Annotated in this window: 21 protein-coding genes; 17 read left to right on the plus strand and 4 right to left on the minus strand. The window is 54.6% G+C overall.

The window, feature by feature from the left end:
* Nucleotides 1-86 precede the first annotated feature (86 nt).
* The 5 genes from HVX64_RS20880 (at nt 87) to pmrB (ending at nt 5813) form a co-directional block, all read left to right on the plus strand.
* Nucleotides 87-848 (plus strand): AraC family transcriptional regulator, encoded by a 762-nt coding sequence (locus HVX64_RS20880; protein WP_042999096.1) that lies wholly within the window; start codon nt 87-89, stop codon nt 846-848.
* Between the two features lie 128 nt (nt 849-976).
* A complete protein-coding gene (gene adiC / locus HVX64_RS20885; RefSeq protein WP_042999095.1) occupies nt 977-2314 on the plus strand; it encodes an arginine/agmatine antiporter in 1338 nt (445 codons plus the stop codon).
* 98 nt (nt 2315-2412) lie between these two features.
* Nucleotides 2413-4056: a phosphoethanolamine transferase EptA gene (eptA, locus tag HVX64_RS20890; protein WP_044257318.1), complete on the plus strand. Its 1644-nt coding sequence runs from the start codon at nt 2413-2415 to the stop codon at nt 4054-4056.
* Nucleotides 4053-4727 (plus strand): two-component system response regulator BasR, encoded by a 675-nt coding sequence (gene basR, locus HVX64_RS20895; protein WP_042999093.1) that lies wholly within the window; start codon nt 4053-4055, stop codon nt 4725-4727. Before eptA ends, basR begins: the two co-directional genes overlap by 4 nt.
* Complete coding sequence (gene pmrB, locus HVX64_RS20900; RefSeq protein ID WP_042999092.1) at nt 4728-5813, plus strand: two-component system sensor histidine kinase PmrB; 1086 nt, start codon at nt 4728-4730, stop codon at nt 5811-5813.
* On the opposite strand, the gene pmrR is transcribed toward pmrB, so the two are convergent.
* Nucleotides 5810-5899: an LpxT activity modulator PmrR gene (pmrR, locus tag HVX64_RS20905; RefSeq protein ID WP_042999091.1), complete on the minus strand. Its 90-nt coding sequence runs from the start codon at nt 5897-5899 to the stop codon at nt 5810-5812. The two genes, pmrB and pmrR, sit on opposite strands and share 4 nt — an antisense overlap.
* 62 nt (nt 5900-5961) lie before the next feature.
* Complete coding sequence (gene proP / locus HVX64_RS20910; protein WP_042321219.1) at nt 5962-7464, minus strand: glycine betaine/L-proline transporter ProP; 1503 nt, start codon at nt 7462-7464, stop codon at nt 5962-5964.
* A gap of 703 nt (nt 7465-8167) precedes the next feature.
* Here proP and kdgT point away from each other — a divergent pair.
* On the plus strand, nt 8168-9166 hold the full coding sequence (kdgT, locus tag HVX64_RS20915) for a 2-keto-3-deoxygluconate transporter (RefSeq protein ID WP_042999090.1): 999 nt from the start codon (nt 8168-8170) through the stop codon (nt 9164-9166).
* A gap of 17 nt (nt 9167-9183) precedes the next feature.
* On the opposite strand, the gene HVX64_RS20920 is transcribed toward kdgT, so the two are convergent.
* On the minus strand, nt 9184-10074 hold the full coding sequence (locus HVX64_RS20920; protein WP_044257320.1) for a diguanylate cyclase regulator RdcB family protein: 891 nt from the start codon (nt 10072-10074) through the stop codon (nt 9184-9186).
* A complete protein-coding gene (crfC, locus tag HVX64_RS20925; protein ID WP_042999088.1) occupies nt 10071-12425 on the minus strand; it encodes a clamp-binding protein CrfC in 2355 nt (784 codons plus the stop codon). The genes HVX64_RS20920 and crfC overlap by 4 nt, the downstream gene beginning before the upstream one ends.
* Before the next feature lie 528 nt (nt 12426-12953).
* Between crfC and HVX64_RS20930 the strand changes: the two genes are divergently transcribed.
* The 11 genes from HVX64_RS20930 to phnK all read left to right on the plus strand — a co-directional run bounded on the left by HVX64_RS20930 (nt 12954) and on the right by phnK (nt 21220).
* Nucleotides 12954-13289, plus strand: coding sequence for a zinc ribbon domain-containing protein YjdM (locus tag HVX64_RS20930; RefSeq protein ID WP_042999087.1), 336 nt, complete (start codon nt 12954-12956; stop codon nt 13287-13289).
* Nucleotides 13290-13370: 81 nt separating this feature from the next.
* Nucleotides 13371-13817 (plus strand): VOC family metalloprotein YjdN, encoded by a 447-nt coding sequence (gene yjdN / locus HVX64_RS20935; RefSeq protein ID WP_044257322.1) that lies wholly within the window; start codon nt 13371-13373, stop codon nt 13815-13817.
* Nucleotides 13818-13949: 132 nt separating this feature from the next.
* Nucleotides 13950-14738, plus strand: a complete 789-nt coding sequence (phnC, locus tag HVX64_RS20940) for a phosphonate ABC transporter ATP-binding protein (RefSeq protein WP_044257324.1) — start codon at nt 13950-13952, stop codon at nt 14736-14738.
* A gap of 148 nt (nt 14739-14886) precedes the next feature.
* The gene (gene phnD / locus HVX64_RS20945) at nt 14887-15903 is read left to right on the plus strand and encodes a phosphonate ABC transporter substrate-binding protein (RefSeq protein WP_042999084.1); all 1017 of its coding nucleotides are present in this window, start codon (nt 14887-14889) and stop codon (nt 15901-15903) included.
* Nucleotides 15904-16000: 97 nt separating this feature from the next.
* A complete protein-coding gene (phnE, locus tag HVX64_RS20950) occupies nt 16001-16780 on the plus strand; it encodes a phosphonate ABC transporter, permease protein PhnE (RefSeq protein ID WP_042999083.1) in 780 nt (259 codons plus the stop codon).
* Between the two features lie 20 nt (nt 16781-16800).
* Nucleotides 16801-17526 (plus strand): phosphonate metabolism transcriptional regulator PhnF, encoded by a 726-nt coding sequence (gene phnF / locus HVX64_RS20955; protein ID WP_044257327.1) that lies wholly within the window; start codon nt 16801-16803, stop codon nt 17524-17526.
* A complete protein-coding gene (gene phnG, locus HVX64_RS20960; RefSeq protein WP_044257329.1) occupies nt 17527-17979 on the plus strand; it encodes a phosphonate C-P lyase system protein PhnG in 453 nt (150 codons plus the stop codon). It abuts the gene before it with no gap.
* Nucleotides 17976-18560, plus strand: coding sequence for a phosphonate C-P lyase system protein PhnH (gene phnH / locus HVX64_RS20965; protein WP_042999080.1), 585 nt, complete (start codon nt 17976-17978; stop codon nt 18558-18560). Before phnG ends, phnH begins: the two co-directional genes overlap by 4 nt.
* Nucleotides 18560-19627, plus strand: a complete 1068-nt coding sequence (locus HVX64_RS20970) for a carbon-phosphorus lyase complex subunit PhnI (RefSeq protein ID WP_044257330.1) — start codon at nt 18560-18562, stop codon at nt 19625-19627. The genes phnH and HVX64_RS20970 overlap by 1 nt, the downstream gene beginning before the upstream one ends.
* 46 nt (nt 19628-19673) lie before the next feature.
* Complete coding sequence (gene phnJ / locus HVX64_RS20975) at nt 19674-20465, plus strand: alpha-D-ribose 1-methylphosphonate 5-phosphate C-P-lyase PhnJ (RefSeq protein ID WP_231622300.1); 792 nt, start codon at nt 19674-19676, stop codon at nt 20463-20465.
* The gene (gene phnK, locus HVX64_RS20980; RefSeq protein WP_044257334.1) at nt 20462-21220 is read left to right on the plus strand and encodes a phosphonate C-P lyase system protein PhnK; all 759 of its coding nucleotides are present in this window, start codon (nt 20462-20464) and stop codon (nt 21218-21220) included. Before phnJ ends, phnK begins: the two co-directional genes overlap by 4 nt.
* Nucleotides 21221-21232 lie beyond the last annotated feature (12 nt).

Consider the following 21232-nt stretch of genomic DNA (forward strand, 5'->3'; position numbering starts at 1 on the left):
CATTCGTCATACAAATCGAAATATCTGCTTTATCTCTCCCCTTTGGCGAGAAAGGATATTTTATGTTCATATTCGGGAGTTAGGGTATGAGAATTTTCAGCAATAATCCTTGCATTGTCGTGTTAACCGAAAAAGACGTTTGGCTACGAGTAAACGGTAAAGAGGCTATCAATTTAAAAGCGAATCATATGGCACTCATCGCCTGTGAAAACAATATCATCGATATCTCATCGATTAATAACGCACTGGTCGCACATATTAGCCGAGATATAATTAAAGATTATCTTCGCTTTTTAAATAAAGATCTTTCAAATATTCCACTCTGGCAACGGAGTTCCTCACCGGTATTAACCGCTGAATGTGTGACCCCCGATGTCTTCCGGGTGGCAGCACAACACAGCATTGCGCATACCGACAGCCCTGGCGAAGAAGAACGTACACGCTGCCTGTTGTTCGCCGTGTTATCCCGCTTTCTCGACAGTAAGAAGTTTTTGTCCCTGCTGATGTTTATGTTGCGAAACCGCGTCAGCGACAGCGTTTACCATATTATCGAGAGTGACATTCATAAAGCGTGGAATCTTAATCAGGTCGCCCGTTGTCTCTGTCTGAGTCCGAGTTTGCTAAAGAAGAAACTCAAAAGCGAAAATACCAGCTACAGTCAAATCATCACCACTTGCCGCATGCGCTACGCCGTTAATCAACTTCTGATGGATGGCAAGAATATATCCCAGGTCTCCGAACTGTGTGGTTATAACAGTACATCTTACTTTATCTCTGTGTTCAAAGAGTATTATGGCATGACCCCGCTACATTATGTCAGCCAGTTTAAAGACCGTACGGCAGCGTGATTTTTGAGCATTTTGTAATGAGCTACGATAATATCAGCATTAGCGATAACCCACGTCGCACATAATTCAACCGACACCTGAAGGCGTATTATGAGACATCATTTATTGTTCCCTTCAGGAGATTAATTATGTCCTCGGATGCTGATGCTCACAAAGTGGGCTTAATCCCCGTCACCTTAATGGTGTCGGGGAATATCATGGGTTCAGGGGTTTTCCTGCTCCCTGCGAACCTGGCCGCCACCGGCGGGATTGCAATCTACGGATGGTTAGTCACGATTATCGGCGCGCTGGCGCTGTCGATGGTCTACGCAAAAATGTCGTCCTTAGATCCCAGTCCCGGCGGTTCTTACGCGTATGCTCGTCGTTGCTTTGGGCCGTTCCTCGGTTACCAGACCAACGTGCTGTACTGGCTGGCCTGCTGGATCGGTAACATCGCGATGGTGGTTATCGGCGTCGGTTACCTGAGCTACTTCTTCCCCATTCTGAAAGATCCGCTGGTGCTGACCCTGACCTGCGTGGTGGTGCTGTGGATCTTCGTTCTGCTCAATATTGTCGGTCCGAAAATGATCACCCGCGTTCAGGCCGTCGCCACCGTGCTGGCGCTGGTCCCCATCGTCGGTATCGCGGTGTTTGGCTGGTTCTGGTTCCGTGGCGAAACCTACATGGCGGCCTGGAACGTGAGCGGCATGAACACCTTCGGCGCGATTCAGAGCACCCTTAACGTCACCCTGTGGTCATTCATCGGGGTCGAAAGTGCCTCGGTAGCGGCAGGGGTGGTCAAAAACCCGAAACGCAATGTGCCGATTGCCACCATTGGCGGGGTGCTGATCGCGGCTGTGTGCTACGTGCTCTCCACCACCGCCATCATGGGGATGATCCCTAACGCCGCGCTGCGCGTCTCCGCTTCACCGTTCGGTGATGCGGCACGTATGGCGCTGGGTAACACCGCCGGCGCGATTGTCTCCTTCTGCGCGGCAGCAGGCTGTTTAGGTTCGCTGGGCGGCTGGACGCTGCTGGCCGGACAGACTGCAAAAGCCGCCGCCGATGACGGTCTGTTCCCACCGATTTTTGCCCGTGTAAATAAGGCGGGCACACCGGTTGCCGGGCTGATTATTGTCGGGATTCTGATGACTATCTTCCAGTTCAGCAGTATGTCGCCGAACGCCGCGAAAGAGTTTGGTCTCGTCTCTTCAGTGTCCGTCATCTTTACGCTGGTGCCCTATTTGTACACCTGTGCCGCGCTGCTGCTGCTCGGTCACGGACACTTCGGCAAAGCGCGTCCGCTCTATCTGCTGGTAACCTTTGTGGCCTTTATTTACTGCATCTGGGCAGTGGTGGGGTCCGGCGCGAAAGAGGTGATGTGGTCATTCGTGACCCTGATGATCATCACCGCGCTGTACGCCCTGAACTACAACCGGATCCACAAAAACCCCTTCCCACTGGATGCGCCGGTTAACCGCAGTTAATCCCCTCTTTTACACGATGAAGCCAACCTTAAGTTCTTAAGGTTGGCTTAACTTTACTTTGCGAGGATCTGCGCTAATTAGTCTACGGAAGCTCCACCATGTTAAAGCGCATTGTCAAAAGACCTCTTCTCAGCCTGCTGGCCTGGTTACTACTGGTTTCATTCTATTTGTCTGTTTGTCTGAACATCGCGTTCTACAAACAGGTTGTGCAGGATCTGCCGCTGGATTCCCTGCGTAACGTGCTGGTCTTCTTGTCGATGCCGGTCGTGGCGTTCAGCGTCATGAATATTGTCCTGACGCTGGCCTCTTTCCTGTGGCTGAACCGCCTGCTGGCCTGCCTGTTTATTCTAATGTCCGCGTCGGCGCAGTATTTCATCATGACCTACGGCATCATCATTGACCGCTCAATGATTGCCAATATGGTGGATACGACGCCTGCCGAAACGTTCGCCCTGATGACGCCGCGAATGGTGCTCACGCTCGGTCTTAGCGGCATTGTGGCGGCCATCGTTGCCTGCTGGATTAAAATCAAACCGACCACGCCTGTCCTGCGCAGCGTGCTGTATCGCGCTGCCAACGTGCTGGTATCCGTGTTATTGATCGTGCTGGTGGCGGCCTTTTTCTATAAAGATTACGCCTCACTGTTTCGCAACAATAAAGAACTGGTCAAAGCTCTCAGCCCGTCTAACGGCATTGTCGCCAGCTGGTCATGGTACTCCCATCAGCGCCTCGCGCACCTGCCGCTGGTACGCATCGGGGAAGACGCCCATCGTAATCCGGTGATGCAGCAAGAGAAGCGCAAAAATCTGACTATCCTGATCGTCGGTGAAACCTCACGTGGCGAAAACTACTCGCTCGGCGGCTACTCCCGCGAAACCAATCCGCTATTGGCAAAAGATAATGTGGTTTACTTCCCGCGCACCACGTCGTGTGGTACCGCCACGGCGGTCTCTGTACCATGCATGTTCTCTAACATGCCGCGTAAGCATTACGACGAAGAGCTGGCGCAGCATCAGGAAGGGATGCTCGATATTATCCAGCGCGCGGGCGTTAACGTACTGTGGAATGACAACGATGGCGGCTGTAAAGGCTCCTGCGACCGCGTGCCGCATCAGAATATGACGGCGTTAAACCTGAAAGGGGAATGCATCGACGGCGAATGCTATGACGAGGTTCTGTTCCACGGTCTGGAAGAGTACATCAACAACCTGCAAGGTGACGGGGTGATTGTACTGCATACCATCGGCAGCCACGGCCCGACCTACTACAACCGCTACCCGCCGCAGTTCAGGAAATTTACCCCAACCTGCGATACCAATGAAATCCAGACCTGTTCACAGGAACAATTAGTGAACACGTACGATAATACCGTGCTGTATGTCGACTATATTGTTGATAAAACAATTAATCTTCTGAAAGCGCATCAGGATAAATTTACCACCAGCCTGGTGTATCTTTCCGACCACGGCGAGTCGCTGGGTGAAAACGGCGTTTATCTGCACGGCCTGCCGTATGCCATTGCGCCAGACTCCCAGAAGCATGTGCCGATGCTGCTGTGGCTGTCAGAGGATTATCAGCAGCGCTATCAGGTTGATGCCAGTTGCCTGCAAAAACAGGCGCGTACTCAGGATTACTCGCAGGACAATCTTTTCTCGACCATGCTGGGACTGACCGGCGTACAGACCACGCAATATCAGGCCGCAGATGATATTCTGCAGCCCTGCAGGAGAACCACGCAATGAAAATACTGATTGTTGAAGACGATACGCTGCTTTTGCAGGGCCTGATTCTGGCGGCACAAACCGAAGGGTACGCCTGCGATGGCGTGTCGACCGCCCGTGCGGCTGAGCAATGTCTGGAAACCGGTCATTACAGTCTGGTGGTGCTGGACCTCGGCCTGCCTGACGAAGATGGCCTGCATTTTCTTGCTCGCATCCGGCAGAAAAAATATACCCTGCCGGTGCTGATCCTTACTGCGCGGGACACGCTCGGCGATAAGATTTCCGGGCTGGACGTCGGGGCCGACGATTATCTGGTGAAACCTTTCGCGCTGGAAGAGCTGCACGCCCGAATCCGCGCGCTGCTGCGTCGTCACAATAACCAGGGCGAGAGTGAACTGGTCGTCGGCAACCTAACGCTGAACATGGGCCGTCGACAGGTGTGGAAAGAGGGAGAGGAGTTAATTCTTACCCCTAAAGAGTACGCGTTGCTGTCGCGTCTGATGCTGAAATCGGGAAGCCCGGTGCACCGGGAAATTCTCTATAACGACATCTATAACTGGGATAACGAACCGTCCACCAATACCCTGGAAGTGCATATCCATAACCTGCGCGATAAAGTGGGCAAATCCCGTATTCGTACCGTGCGCGGCTTTGGCTACATGCTGGTGGCGACCGCGACTGAGGAAAGCTAATTGAATCTGAAGCGTTTTCTACGCCAGCCCATGACCCTACGTCGGCGGCTGATGATCACCATCGGCATGATTTTGCTGGTTTTCCAGCTCATCAGCACCTTCTGGCTCTGGCATGAAAGCACTGAGCAGATCCAGCTGTTTGAACAGGCGCTGCGGGATAACCGCAATAACGATCGCCACATCATGCATGAAATCCGCGAGGCGGTCGCCAGTCTGATCGTCCCCAGCCTGTTTATGGTGGGGTTAACGCTGTTCATCTGCTATCAGGCCGTTCGCCGCATTACCCGTCCGCTCGCCAACCTGCAACACGAATTAGAAACCCGCACGGCGGATAATCTCTCCCCTATCGACATTCACAGCTCAACGGTCGAAATTGAAGCGGTCGTTTCGGCGCTCAACCAGTTGGTCAATCGACTGACCACGACCATCGAAAACGAGCGTCTGTTTACCGCCGACGTGGCGCACGAACTGCGAACACCGCTATCGGGCGTCCGTTTGCATCTGGAACTGCTGTCAAAAGCGCATCACGTGGATGTCGCGCCGCTGCTGGGTCGTCTTGATCAAATGATGGACAGCGTCTCGCAGCTTTTACAACTCGCCCGCGTGGGTCAGTCTTTTTCATCGGGAAATTATCAGCATGTCAGATTGCTGGAAGATGTGATCCTGCCGTCTTACGATGAGCTGAGCACGATGCTGGAACAGCGCGAACAGACACTCCTGCTGCCTGACAGTCAGGACGATGCGGCTGTTCAGGGCGACGCGACGCTGCTGCGGATGCTGCTGCGTAATCTGGTCGAAAATGCCCATCGCTACAGTCCGGAAGGCACCACCATCGCCATTACGCTGAACGTTGATGACGAAGCAACAATGACAATGGCGGTAGAAGATGAAGGACCGGGGATCGATGAAAGCAAGTGCGGCGAACTCAGCAAAGCCTTCGTCCGCATGGACAGCCGTTACGGTGGAATCGGTCTGGGGTTAAGCATCGTCAGCCGCATTACGCAGCTGCACCACGGGCAGTTTTTCCTGCAAAATCGCAGTGGAACCACCGGAACCCGCGCCTCGGTGCTGTTGAAGAAGGTTTAGTAGGTTGAGACCCAAATGTACAGGAAGCTACTGACAATCAGTACGCTGAATACGGTCGTGACACTTTCATAAATACGCTGTTTCATCACACTCTCCTCCAGGGTATGGAAGAGAGTGTGCCAGTCAGAGATTAAGCAAACCTTAAGCTTTACTCGTCAATTCGCGGATGCTGCTGCACCAGGCGCGTACGCTTCGCCTGCAGGTCCGCAATCTCCTGATCGATATCCTCAATTTTCTGCTCGATATTATCGTAGTGTTCACCGAGAATTTCTTTCGCTTCCTGAATATCCGAGGCGGCGGGCGTTGCCCCTTTCAGCGGCTGATTCGCGGTCTCTTTCATGGTGATACCGGTAATGAAACCAATCACCGCAATCACCATCAGGTAGTAAGCAGGCATCATCAGATTCTGCGAGCTTTCCACCAGCCAGGCCGCCAGCGTTGGCGTCAGACCGGCAATCAGTACCGAAATATTAAATGCCGCCGCCAGCGCACTGTAACGAATATGTGTCGGGAACATAGCTGGCAGTGAAGACGCCATGACCCCGGTGAAGCAGTTGAGGATCACCGCCAGCATCAGCAGACCGGCAAAAATCAGGCCGATAATATTACTGTTAATCAGAATAAAGGCCGGGATTGCCAGGGCAAACAGCGCGATGCTACCCATGATCACGAATGGACGACGACCAAAACGGTCACTCAGTAGTCCCATCACCGGCTGGACAAACAGCATCCCGATCATAATGGCGATGATAATCAGCACGCCGTGATCTTCAGAGTAATGCAGGTTATGCGACAGATAGCTCGGCATATAGGTCAACAGCATGTAGTAGGTGACGTTGGTAGCAATCACCAGGCCAATACAGGCCAACAGGCTGCGCCAGTGCTTAGTGGCGATCTCTTTAAAGGACACTTTTGGTCCGTCCTGCAAGCCTTCCCGGTCGCCCTGTTCCAGCTTATCGACGTGCTGCTGGAACGCCGGGGTCTCTTCCAGCGCATGACGCAGATAGAGTCCGATAATCCCTAACGGCAGGGCGATAAAGAACGGAATACGCCAGCCCCATTCCAGGAAGTTCTCTTCTCCGACCACCGTCGAGATCAGGACGACCACACCCGCCCCCAGCACGAACCCGGCAATGGAGCCGAAGTCCAGCCAGCTTCCCATAAAGCCGCGTTTACGGTCCGGGGAATATTCGGCCACAAAAATAGACGCGCCGGTGTACTCACCGCCGACGGAGAAGCCCTGCGCCATCTTACACAGCAGCAGCAGGATGGGTGCCCAAATGCCTATCGAGGCGTAGGACGGTATCAGACCGATACAGAAGGTACTGATCGACATAATCACGATGGTGATGGCAAGAATCTTCTGGCGACCATATTTATCGCCGAGCATACCGAAGAACAAACCACCGAGCGGACGAATCAGAAAGGGAACAGAGAAAGTAGCAAGGGCGGCAATCATCTGCACGCTGGGGTCAGCCCCCGGGAAGAACACTTTACCTAATGCGTAAGCAACAAAGCCATAAACCCCAAAATCAAACCACTCCATCGCATTACCCAACGAAGCAGCGGTAATCGCCTTTCGCAATTTACCGTCATCGATAATCGTGACATCACGAAGCGTAATCGGTTTTACTTTTTTCCTTTTCAGCATAGCTGTCCTCGTAGACTAAGCCCTGTCTCGCGGCATATCGACTGCACTGGCGCACTGGGCGCAACGTCACCGTCGAGCGCGGGGTTGCTCAGACGCAACTCCTGTAACAAGCGTAGCAGGTTTACTTACACGGACTGGTTAAGGTCTGTACAACCGAACCTGTTGACGCCTGATTTGGGCGGTTAATGAGCTATCTACCCTACCAGTGTTTAAAATTGTGATCAACTTCACATATATGTTTAGGTTTCGTCAACGGAGGTAAATAAGGTGATCCTGAGTCTCTTTTTTTAAAGCACAGAGTTGTTCTTTTTTACGTTTTCGACCTCTATTTTGTTGTGCTTGCTTCATAAAAAGTCACTGCAGTTATTATTATTCTGCCAGGCAATTCCCTCTCATTTTTCACAACTTCTTTACGGTAATTTTAAATATTCAGATCGCGCTGGAATGTTTACATTGATTATGTGACAAAGATAACTAAAACAGCGTTTCGTTTTGATTGAATCAACATTCCAATGAATGCAAGATAATAGTCGTTGCAATACCACCGGGAAGCGAAAAACGCCGATACACGGTGCAATCGCTACGTAGAACATAAAGAGAATGTAGGTTTCCCCTGCCTTCTTTTCAGATACAACCTTCTGAATTTTAATATTTTTTTTACCACCTTACCCGTATGTTCCACGGGCAAGAAGTGAGGACATTTATGAGAATTAAAGCCACCATTGAACGCATCCCTGGTGGGATGATGTTGATTCCATTGCTGCTGGGTGCGGTTGTAAATACCCTGGCACCGAATACCGGTGCTTATTTTGGTTCCTTTACAAAAGGCATGATTACCGGCACGGTACCAATTCTTGCTGTGTGGTTTTTCTGTATTGGTGCATCAATTGATTTACGCGCAACCGGTACGGTTCTGCGTAAATCCGGCACGCTGGTCATTACCAAAATTGCCGTGGCGTGGGTAGTGGCAATGATTGCCGCCTCGTTTATTCCGGATACCGGTATTCAGACCGGTTTCTTTGCCGGTCTTTCCGTACTGGCGATTGTTTCCGCGATGGATATGACCAACGGCGGTCTGTATGCCAGCCTGATGAACCAGTACGGTACGAAAGAAGAGTCCGGCGCGTTCGTTCTGATGTCGCTGGAATCCGGTCCGCTGATGACAATGGTGATTCTGGGCGCTGCGGGTCTGGGCTCCTTTGAACCGCATCACTTTATCGGCGCAGTACTGCCGTTCCTGATTGGCTTCACGCTGGGCAACCTTGACCACGATCTGCGTGCGTTCTTCAGCAAAGCAACGCCGGTACTGATTCCGTTCTTCGGTTTTGCGCTGGGTAACACCATTAACCTGGGTGTGATTGTTGATACCGGTCTGTTGGGTATCCTGTTGGGTGTGGCGGTCATTGTCATCACCGGTATTCCACTGATTATTGCGGACCGTGTGATCGGTGGTGGTAATGGTACTGCAGGTGTCGCGGCGTCCTCTGCGGCAGGTGCCGCCGTTGCCAACCCGGTGATCATCGCGCAAATCAACCCGGCGTTTGAACCGGTTGCCGCCTCCGCGACGGCGCTGGTCGCTGCCAGCGTAGTGGTCACGGCGATTCTGGTGCCGATTATTACCGCGCTCTACGCCAAACGCTTCGCCAGGCTACCGGCTCCTGCTGGTGTGGAAGAAACGACAGCGGAATCCGCACACCACTAATCATCAGCCCTCTCCTCTCAAAACCTGAGGGGAGAGGGTGGAAACACCTCTTCAACCATCGCATCCACCAGTCGCTTTGCCGAACAGAGTCGCGGCATACCCAACGCAACCGGCTGCCAGCGCTGCGTCACAGACCAGCACACCGGATGTTTATCCGCCTCACACCAGTCTCCCAACCAGCTCAGCATGTCGCTGTACTCAACTGAACCGGCGGTCGCGGTGGCACTCAACCACTGATGATAATAGTGACGCGTCGTCGGTGCGGCATTGATACTGTGGGCCAGATAGTTTGTCGCCATCGCCCGGAGATTATCTTTCAGCATCGCCGCCACGTCAGGATTCGCCAGACGACAGGCATCGCCAAACGGTCCCCAACGCAACTCTTCGAGCGCAATAAAACACCGCCCCGGCAGCGACCATCCTTCATACGCCCCCGCCAGCCATCGGGTAAATACCTGTTCACTGTGTTCCCCGGCCTGAACCGTGAGACCACGCTGGCTCAGCGCCTTCTCCTTCCAGGCACTGCGCTGGCGAAACCACTCGCTGAGGGTGGTAAGTTGCTGAACCAGTCCTGGGACGGACGGTCCGCGAGAGAGATCCGTCTGTTGAAGGACCTGCAGTCGCGCAGCGATCCGCGTCAGCGCCAGATGCCCCGGATCGAGCATACCCGCCAGCTTTTCCACCAGCTTCAGGCGCATCATCAGATGCTCGCTGAACATCCCGGCCATCGCCCACGCCCGCAACTGCGTCTGGGACAGAATCTCCTGCGTCAGGCGCTCGCGAAACTGCTGCTGTTGCAATGTGCCGTCAGCCCGTTTCGGTTCTTCTCCCTGAACCAGATCGACCATAAACTTCGGGTGGATACACTCCAGCGTCCGTCCGGGGCCTTCCAGTAACGCGTTTGTCATGTGTGTTCGGCCACAAAAAGGGTTTGAATGTCGTCACGGAGCAGGCGAGAGTCTTCATAAATCCAGGCGGTGGTGGCAATACTGTGCTGCAACTGCTGACTCAGACTCTGAACAGCTGATTCATTCTGCTGACGAACCAGCAAACTCTCGCGCAGGCTCTCCTGTAATCCCGCCAGGCACAATGAGAAATCGGCAAAAAACGTTGCCATACCTGCCGTAACTGAAACATCGACCTGCGCGGCTAAAGCTTTACGAATTTGTTGGCAGAAGTGGCTGACGTACTCCGCCAGACTCTGATGCAGCGCATTAATATCAATCAGATAGCGTGTCTTCGCTTCGACATAATCATTCCAGCCCCAGTTCGGCTGATTCAGCCAACGAGAGAAGGTTTCACGCACCCCGCTCACGCGAGGTTCGTCACTTTCGACGCGGTCCTGCTGGGCAATCGCCTCGCTGAATAGCTGGCGCGTCGTGAAGTTAAACATGGAGGCGTGAAAGGCCGGAAAGCTGATTCGGGGGCGAAACCCCGCATGACTCAACTCCTCTTTCACCCGCATTTCGATAGGGCGCATCGCCTCATTCAGTGACCGGCTGAGCGTGGCTTCCAGTTGTTCAAAACGCATCGCCAGATCGCGGCTGATGTTTTCCTGCGCCGCCAGCAGGACGCCCTCACAGGTGGAACGTAGTTTACTGAGGATCACCTGCGCCTGCGCTTCGTCATGCAGCACCAACACCTCTCCGTCAAGCTCCGCCTGCGGCAGCGGCGACCAGCTATCGCCACACGACAGTTTCAGGATCTGTTCACGGCTGAAAAAGGTCCCGATGTTGCGCAAGATCGTGGCCTGCTGCTGGTTGAGAAAGTCGTTGGCCGACGTCAGCGCCAGCCCGACCTCATGGCGGATCTCGTCGCTGACGCTGTCCTGGCTCACTTTCAGTTGCTGCATGTCCGCTTCCAGACGCATGATATTTTGCTGCAGCGTGTCAAAGGCCACCGTCAGACAGTGATAGCGGAAATCCAGATATTCGCGGGCGCTGTGGGCGTAATTCAGCAATTTATGCGAGGCGGAACGCAGCGCATACAGCGACGCATTGGCATAGGCGGCATGAATTAAGGTCTGAATCGGCTGTTCAAACAACGAATCTTCCCACAGCAAATCCGCCGCATGACGCAGGTGTTCGATATCATCCAGATCGGCGCTTCGCCAGCGCCGACCGAGCGCGGCTTCAGCAAAGTCCTGTACCCAGCGCTGCTCTTCGTGATCCGGGAGATGACCGTGGTTTGCCAGCTCATGGCGTGCCCGATTGGCCAGATAACCCCACATCGAGGAGACCGGATAAATCTGCGCCGGGTTAATACAACCCTTCATCAGGGTACCGGAAATCAACGCCCTCACCTGTTCTTCATCATCGCTGTTGCGATCTTTCTGGTCGAATTTATTCACCAACGCATACAACGGCACCGATTTTCCTACTGCGGCAATGGCCTGACGCACCTCTTCATCGGAAATCGATTTCAACTGCGTATAGTCCATCACCGCCAGAACGGCGGAGGCGCGAGCCAGTTGCTCATTGAGCATTTTTTGCAGATGCGGCTGCCCGGCTTCATTTGGCCCGGGAGTGTCCAGTAACGTCAGTTGACCCGGATAGTTCTCCAGTCCCGCCAGGTGCACAAACTCCACCTCAATCACCGGAATATGTTCAATCGCCGCATAGGCAGAAAAGGGAAAATCGACCTCCAGCGCTTTCGACAGGCGCACCAAATCGTTAAGGCTTTTCAGGCAGTGAAAGATCGGCTGTGCACCAAGATAATGGCGCTCAAACGCTTCCCCTCTTTCGATGCGCTGCATGAGGCCGTTCATGTCTTTATCAATTTCCAGCACCTGCGTCAGATTCTGCCGATCGCAGGCGCGCATGCTCTCTTGCAGTGTCTTCATCAGCGCATCGATGGGCGCAACGTGGGAAAAATGCAGCACCGGTTCTTTCTGACCAGGCGTATGGCGAATGAGTGTCGGCAGCGCGGTCATTGGACGGTTGCGATTGGGCAGCACCTCCGTGCCGACAATGGCATTGATCGTCGTCGATTTTCCCGCTTTCATGGTGCCGACAATCGCCAGCACCATTTCCAGTCGCGAGATTTTTCGCAACTCATTGTTCAGCGTGGCCTGCTGGGCCTCGACACCCCGGGTACTGAAATGCATGGGCTGAACGTTGAGATCGTCCTCACTCTTTAATGATGAAGTGCTCTCCAGAGTGGCCGTTGGCATTTTTTTTACGGTCTTAAGATGTTCTAAAGAGAGCATCAGCAAGCGTTCCGCTTCCTGGCTCAATTCATATATTGTCTGTGTGTACATAAAAAATGTTTCCTTAACGCAAATTTTTATTGCTTTTATTTAGCCGTTTCGTTTATTAGTGAATTCTCGGCTTTAATAATTACGTATGGAAAAAAGAATTTATTAATTAATCTATTGATATCAATGAATTTATTATTTTAATTGCTATTTTTTTGAATAACACTCAGTGGCATAAGAAAGTAAAAAATCGTAGTTCAGATTTATAAAAACCCAGGCCAATTTTGGTTAATTTTACCTACCAGAAATAAGGGGCAAGGTGAGGTAAACGAACCCTAAGTAAAACTCGCTCAGCCAATTAGTTAGAATATTTCTCGTCACCTTATCTCAAATAACAAACGGTAGCAATTTCCCTTAAAAATAATAGCGCTTTTTTTCTGTCTGGCAGACAGGTTAGGTCACAGTACGGTATTTACCTTAAAAACAGAGTAGTCCCGACAACGTTAAGGATTTTGTGTATAATTGCGTCCTTTTTCGGCAATCTGCCATTTTTGGGCGCTTTTGCCCTTGCTGACTTTTGAGGAAATCGACATGTCATTACCCCACTGCCCACAATGCAACTCCGAATACACTTACGAAGATAACGGCATGTACATCTGCCCGGAATGCGCCCATGAATGGAACGATGCAGAACCAGCGCATGACAGCGACGAACTGATCGTTAAAGATGCCAACGGCAATCTGCTGGCTGACGGCGACAGCGTCACCGTCGTGAAAGATCTGAAAGTCAAAGGCAGCTCTTCAATGCTGAAAATCGGCACGAAAGTAAAAAACATTCGTCTGGTGGAAGGCGACCACAACATCGATTGCAAAATTGATGGCTTTGGTCCGATGAAGCTGAAATCAGAATTCGTGAAAAAGAACTGATGTAAATTGCCCGGTGGCGCTTCGCTTACCGGGCCTGCGATAACTACACTTAACTGGCTTCTCTTACCTGAGGTAAAGATTATGTCGTTAAGTCCCTACATCTCTTTTGCCGGAAACTGTGCCGACGCCATCGCGTACTATCAAAAGACGCTGGGTGCAGAACTCCTTTATAAAATCAGCTTCGGTGAAATGCCCAAACCGGCGCAGGACAGCGAAGACGGATGCCCGTCCGGAATGACATTCCCCGATACCGCTATCGCTCATGCCAACGTGCGCATTGCCAATAGCGACATCATGATGAGCGATAGCATTCCCACAGGAAACGCTCACTATTCAGGTTTCACGCTGGTCCTCGACACGCAAAATGTCAACGAAGGGAAGCAATGGTTTGACAATCTCGCCGCAGAGGGTCAAATCGAAATGGACTGGCAGGAAACCTTCTGGGCGCATGGCTTTGGCAAAGTCAGCGATCGCTACGGCGTACCGTGGATGATCAACGTCGTCAAACAACCCCAGCCAACCGAGTAACCTCACGGGAGGCATGCCTCCCGTTCTGTCATCAAACTCACCTTAACTCTTCATCGGCAGGTAACGTCCCCTTAACCCAAACGTCATATTGATCCGCCACGATAGGGCCACTTTTTTTAGAGAGGCCGCATCATGGAAACGATCATTCGCGTCGAAAAACTCTCCAAAACGTTCAATCAGCATCAGGCGCTGCATGCGGTTGATCTGAACATCTGTGCCGGTGAAATGGTCGCTCTGCTGGGGCCGTCGGGTTCCGGCAAATCCACCCTTTTACGTCATCTGAGCGGTTTGATTACCGGCGATAAATCAGCAGGTAGCCGCGTCGAACTCCTTCGTCGCACCGTTCAACACGAAGGTCGACTGGCGCGCGATATCCGCAAAAGCCGCACGCATACCGGTTACATCTTCCAACAGTTCAATCTGGTGAATCGCCTGACAGTGCTGGAGAACGTGCTGATTGGCGCGCTCGGCAGCACGCCGTTCTGGCGCACCTGTTTTAGCTGGTTTAGCGCAGCGCAGAAACAGCGCGCGCTCCAGGCACTGACCCGCGTCGGGATGGCGCACTTTGCGTACCAGCGCGTCTCTACGCTCTCCGGCGGTCAGCAGCAGCGCGTGGCCATTGCCCGGGCGCTGATGCAGCAGGCCAAAGTGATCCTCGCCGACGAGCCGATTGCCTCACTGGACCCGGAATCCGCGCGCATCGTGATGGACACCCTGCGCGACATCAACCAGACCGACGGTATTACCGTCGTCGTCACGCTGCATCAGGTGGATTACGCCCTGCGCTACTGCGAACGGATTGTCGCGTTGCGTCAGGGACACGTTTTCTACGACGGCAGCAGCCAGCTCTTTGATAACGAAAGATTTGACCATCTCTACCGCAGCATGAACCGCGTCGAACAGAACGCGCAGGCTGCTTAATTCAAAAAGACCAGGCGTTATTGGCGCAGACAGACTGGAGGCGGCCAGCGCGGAAAAACGGAGCGTACACATAGTACGTGAGGATGTTGAGCACTGCCCGAACTCAGGCTGGCAAGTGAAATAGCCTGGAACAACGTGAGGATAAAACATGAATTACAAGGCCGTTGCCGCGCTGGCGTTTACCAGCATGTTCAGCGTCAGTACTCTGCTCAGTCCCGCCTTTGCCGAAGAGCAGGAAAAAGCGCTGAACTTTGGCATTATTTCGACCGAATCACAGCAAAACCTGAAACCCCAATGGGACCCGTTCCTGAAGGATATGGAGAAGAAACTGGGCGTGAAAGTGAACGCTTTCTTCGCGCCGGACTACGCCGGGATCATCCAGGGTATGCGCTTTAATAAAGTCGACATCGCCTGGTACGGTAACCTGTCAGCAATGGAAGCCGTGGATCGCGCCAACGGCCAGGTCTTTGCCCAGACCGTCGCCGCCGATGGATCGCCGGGTTACTGGAGCGTGCTGATCGTCAACAAGGACAGCCCGATCAACAACCTCGACGATCTGATCGCCAAACGCAAAGATCTCACCTTTGGTAATGGCGATCCTAACTCTACCTCCGGCTATCTCGTCCCTGGCTATTACGTCTTCGCGAAAAACAATATCGCCGCCAGCGACTTCAAACGCACCGTCAACGCCGGTCATGAAACTAACGCCCTTGCGGTCGCCAACAAGCAGGTGGATGTCGCCACCAACAACACCGAGAACCTCGATAAGCTGAAAACGTCCGCGCCGGACAAGCTGAAAGCGCTGAAGGTTATCTGGAAGTCGCCGCTGATCCCAGGCGATCCGATTGTCTGGCGTAAGAACCTCTCTGAAGCCACCAAGGACAAGGTGTACGACTTCTTCATGAACTACGGCAAAACGCCGGAAGAAAAAACCGTACTGGAACGCCTGGGTTGGGCGCCGTTCCGCGCCTCCAGCGACCTGCAACTGGTGCCGATTCGCCAGCTCGCCCTGTTTAAAGAGATGCAGGGCGTGAAGGACAACAAAGGACTGAACGCTGAAGAGAAGACCAGCAAATCGTCTGCGATTAAAGCGCAACTGGACGATCTTGACCGTCTGACTGCGGCGCTGAGCGCCATGACCAGCGTCACCAAAGCGGTGCAGTAAACCTGACGCCCGCTGGCGCTTCGCTTACCGGGCCTACAAACGTAGGCCGGATAAGGTGGAGCCGCCTTCCGCCAATAACGTACGCACGGAGCTAAACATGCAAACCATCACCGTTGCCCCGCCAAAGCGCAGTTGGTTCTCGCTCGTCAGTTGGGCCATTCTGCTCGCCGTGCTGGTCGTGTCGTGGAAAGGCGCCGAAATGGCCCCGCTCACGCTGATTCAGGATTCCGCCAACATGGCGACGTTTGCCGCCGACTTCTTTCCGCCGGACTTTAGCCAGTGGCAGGACTACCTCGGCGAAATGGCGGTGACCCTGCAAATCGCCGTCTGGGGAACCGCGCTGGCCGTGATCCTCTCCATTCCTTTCGGCCTGATGTGCGCCGACAACCTCGTGCCCTGGTGGATCTACCAGCCGATGCGCCGTCTGATGGATGCCTGCCGCGCCATTAACGAAATGGTGTTTGCGATGCTATTTGTGGTCGCTGTCGGCCTCGGTCCGTTTGCGGGCGTCATGGCGCTGTTTATCCATACCACCGGCGTGCTCTCCAAGCTGCTGTCCGAAGCGGTGGAAGCCATTGAACCCGGTCCGGTTGAAGGCATTCGCGCCACTGGCGCTAACAAAATTGAAGAAATTCTTTACGGTGTACTGCCCCAGGTGATGCCGCTGCTGATCTCCTACTCGCTGTACCGCTTTGAATCCAACGTCCGTTCAGCAACTGTCGTCGGGATGGTGGGCGCAGGCGGCATTGGCGTCACGTTGTGGGAGGCAATTCGCGGTTTCCAGTTCCAGCAAACCTGCGCCCTGATGGTGTTAATCATTGTGACCGTCAGCCTGCTGGATTTTCTCTCCCAGCGTTTACGTAAGCACTTTATCTGATTAGCGAGGCATTGATTGCTATGCACTTGTCTACACATCCGACCAGTTATCCGACGCGTTATCAGGAGATTGCCGCGAGACTTGAGCAGGAGCTACGTCAACATTACCGCTGCGGCGATTATCTGCCCGCCGAGCATCAGCTTGCCGCGCGTTATGAGGTTAATCGCCACACCCTGCGCCGCGCCATCGACCAGTTGGTGGAACGCGGCTGGGTCCAGCGTCGTCAGGGCGTCGGCGTACTGGTGCTGATGCGCCCGTTCGATTATCCGCTTAACGCCCAGGCACGCTTCAGTCAGAACCTGTTGGATCAGGGAAGTCATCCCACCAGCGAAAAACGGCTGGCGGTACTGCGCCCGGCCTCCCGTCACGTTGCCGATGCGCTCAGCGTGCAGGAAGGCGATAACGTCATCCACTTGCGCACCTTGCGGCGGGTAAACGGCATCGCCCTGTGTCTGATTGACCATTACTTTTCCGACCTGACCCTCTGGCCGCTGCTGCAGGGTTTTAACCACGGCTCGCTGCACGACTATTTGCGCGAACAGTCCGGCCTGACGCTCAAGCGCACCCAGACGCGCATCAGCGCCCGGCGTGCGCAGGCGAAAGAGAGCAAGGTGCTGGAAATCCCCAACATGGCGCCGCTGCTCTGCGTGCGCACCCTGAACCACCGTGAAGGCGAGGAACGTGCGATGGAGTATTCCGTCAGCCTGACCCGCGCCGACATGATCGAATTCACTATGGAGCACTGAATGCATTTCGATACCGCCACCCGCCAGCGCTGGATGCGCGCGCTGGCTTACAGCAAGGCCGATGCCCTGAATGCGCGACTCCAGGCGTTAAAGCTGGCACCGGAATATGAACTGATTCGCCCCCCGGAATGCGGACTGATGCAAATTCAGGCGCGCATGGGCGGCACCGGCAACCGTTTCTTTGCCGGAGACACCACGCTGACCCGCGCGGTGGTTCGCCTGAAAAGCGGCACGCTGGGTTACAGCTACCTGCTGGGACGCAACAAACGCCACGCCGAGCAGTGCGCCGTTATCGACGCTTTACTGCAGGAACAGACACATTTCCAGAACCTGATGGAAACCTTAATTCGCCCGCTGGAAGCAGAACGCGATGCGGAAATCACCGCCCGTCGCGCCGAGGTCAACGCCAGCCGGGTCGACTTCTTTACGCTGGTGCGCGGAGATAACGAATGACCCTACAGACCGCCTTTACCCTGCCCGTCCAGGACGCCCAACAAAGCTTTCGCCGTCTGCTGAAAGCGATGAGCGAACCGGGGGTGATTGTTGCCTTACATCAATTGAAACACGGCTGGCAGCCGTTGAATCTGGCGACCACCAGCGTCCTGCTGACGTTAGTCGACGGCGATACGCCGGTGTGGCTGTCGCCTGCGATGAATAACGACATCGCCAGCCAGAACCTGCGTTTTCACACCAATGCTCCGATGGTCGAACAACCCCAACTGGCGGCCTATGCCGTAGCCGACGAGCGCATCAGCAGCGAACAGCTTAATGCGCTTTCTGCCGGTTCTGCGGTCGCGCCAGAAAACAGCGCCACGCTCATCGTGCAGGTTTCCAGTCTGAGCGGTGGGCGGATGTTACGCCTGACCGGGGCTGGTATCGCCGAAGAGCGAATGATCGCACCACAGTTACCAGACTGCCTGATCCACGAACTCACCGAACGTCCGCATCCGTTCCCGCTGGGCGTTGACCTCATCCTCACCTGCGGCGAACGGCTGCTGGCTATCCCGAGAACCACCCATGTGGAGGTGTGCTGATGTACGTAGCCGTCAAAGGGGGCGAGAAGGCGATAGCCAACGCCCATGCGTTACAGGAGCAGCGACGCCGGGGCGACGATACCGTTGCCGAACTGAGCGTGGCGCAGATCGAACAACAGATGAATCTGGCTGTTGATCGCGTCATGACCGAAGGCGGTATTGCCGATCGCGAACTGGCGGCGCTGGCGCTCAAGCAGGCCAGCGGCGATAACGTCGAAGCCATCTTTCTGCTGCGTGCTTACCGCACCACGCTGGCAAAGCTGGCGGTAAGCGAACCGCTGAACAGTGGGGAAATGCGCCTGGAACGCCGTATCTCAGCAGTCTATAAGGATATTCCGGGCGGACAGCTGTTAGGACCAACCTACGACTACACCCATCGTCTGCTCGATTTTACGCTGCTGGCGAATGGCGAAACGCCGCCGCTGCGGACTACAGAAAGTACACAGGACGCCGCCCCGCACGTCTTTTCGCTGCTGGCGAATCAAGGGCTGGCGAAGCCCGAAGAAGATAACGGCGCCACGCCGGATGACATCACCCGCACGCCGCCGGTTTACCCCTGCTCCCGTGCATCACGCCTGCAACAGCTGATGCGCGGCGATGAGGGCTATCTGCTGGCGCTGGCCTACTCCACCCAACGCGGCTACGGGCGCAATCACCCCTTCGCAGCCGAAATCCGTAGTGGGTACGTTGCGCTGGAAACGGTACCGGAAGAGCTGGGATTTGCGGTCAACGTCGGCGAAGTGCTGATGACCGAATGTGAAATGGTCAACGGCTTTGTCGCCCCGGACAACGATGCGCCTCACTTTACCCGCGGCTACGGACTGGTGTTCGGCATGAGCGAACGCAAAGCGATGGCAATGGCGCTGGTGGACAGAGCCCTACAGGCACCCGACTACGATGAAACGGTCACAGGACCGGCGCAGGACGAAGAGTTCGTGCTGGCGCACGCGGATAACGTCGAGGCGGCGGGTTTTGTTTCGCACCTCAAGCTCCCCCACTACGTCGATTTCCAGGCCGAGCTGGAACTGCTCAAACGCCTGCAACAGGAGGCCGCCCGTGACCACTAACCTCTTCGGCTACAACTTTGCTTATCTGGATGAGCAAACCAAACGCATGATCCGTCGCGCGATCCTCAAAGCGGTGGCGATCCCCGGCTATCAGGTGCCATTCGGTGGCCGCGAAATGCCGATGCCTTACGGCTGGGGAACCGGTGGGATCCAGATTACCGCCAGCGTGATTGGTGAACCGGACGTGCTGAAGGTTATCGATCAGGGCGCAGATGACACCACCAACGCGGTATCGATCCGCAACTTCTTCAAACGCGTCACCGGAGTCAATACCACCGAGCGCACGGAAGACGCCACGTTAATCCAGACCCGTCACCGGATCCCGGAAACGCCGCTGACGGAAGATCAGATCCTGATCTTCCAGGTGCCGATCCCTGAACCGCTGCGTTTTATCGAACCTCGCGAAACGGAAACCCGCACTATGCATGCGCTGGAGGAGTACGGGATCATGCAGGTGAAGCTGTATGAAGATATCGCCCGCTTCGGCCATATCGCCACCACTTACGCCTACCCAGTGAAAGTCAACGGACGCTATGTGATGGACCCGTCGCCGATCCCGAAATTCGACAACCCGAAGATGGACATGATGCCCGCCCTTCAGTTGTTTGGCGCGGGACGCGAAAAACGCATCTATGCCGTACCGCCGTATACCCGCGTGGAAAGTCTCGATTTCGACGATCATCCGTTCACCGTACAGACCTGGGATGAGCCCTGCGCCATCTGCGGTTCAACGCGCAGTTATCTTGATGAAGTGGTGCTCGATGACACCGGCAAACGCATGTTTGTCTGCTCCGACACCGACTACTGCCGCCAACAGAGCGAGGCACTCAGCCAATGACGCAACCGTTGCTTTCGGTTAATAACCTGACCCATCTCTACGCGCCGGGCAAAGGCTTCAGCGAGGTCTCCTTTGACCTGTGGCCTGGCGAAGTGCTGGGCATTGTCGGGGAGTCCGGTTCCGGCAAAACCACCCTGCTGAAATCCCTCTCCTCGCGCCTGACGCCGCAGTCGGGCGAGATTCAGTACCAGAACCGTTCACTGTACGCCATGAGCGAAGCCGACCGCCGCCGCCTGTTGCGCACTGAATGGGGCGTGGTACATCAGCACCCGTTGGATGGCCTGCGTCGTCAGGTCTCGGCGGGCGGTAATATCGGCGAACGCCTGATGGCGACCGGCGCACGCCACTATGGCGAGATCCGCGCCACCGCCCAGCGCTGGCTGGAGGAGGTCGAAATTCCGGCCTCTCGTATCGACGATCTACCGACCACCTTTTCCGGCGGCATGCAGCAGCGTCTGCAGATCGCCCGCAACCTCGTCACTCACCCGAAGCTGGTATTTATGGATGAGCCGACCGGCGGTCTCGACGTCTCTGTCCAGGCGAAACTGTTGGATCTGCTGCGCGGGCTGGTGGTGGAACTGGATCTGGCGGTGGTGATTGTCACTCACGATTTAGGCGTGGCGCGCCTGTTGGCAGACCGTCTGCTGGTGATGAAACAGGGTCAGGTGGTGGAAAGTGGATTAACCGACCGCGTGCTCGACGATCCACATCATCCGTATACCCAGTTGCTGGTGTCGTCCGTATTGCAGAACTGATTTTTTGTTTTG

Origin of the sequence: Citrobacter sp. RHB20-C16, assembly GCF_013890155.1 — a bacterium.
In the GTDB taxonomy this organism is placed as follows: Bacteria; Pseudomonadota; Gammaproteobacteria; order Enterobacterales; family Enterobacteriaceae; genus Citrobacter_A; species Citrobacter_A amalonaticus.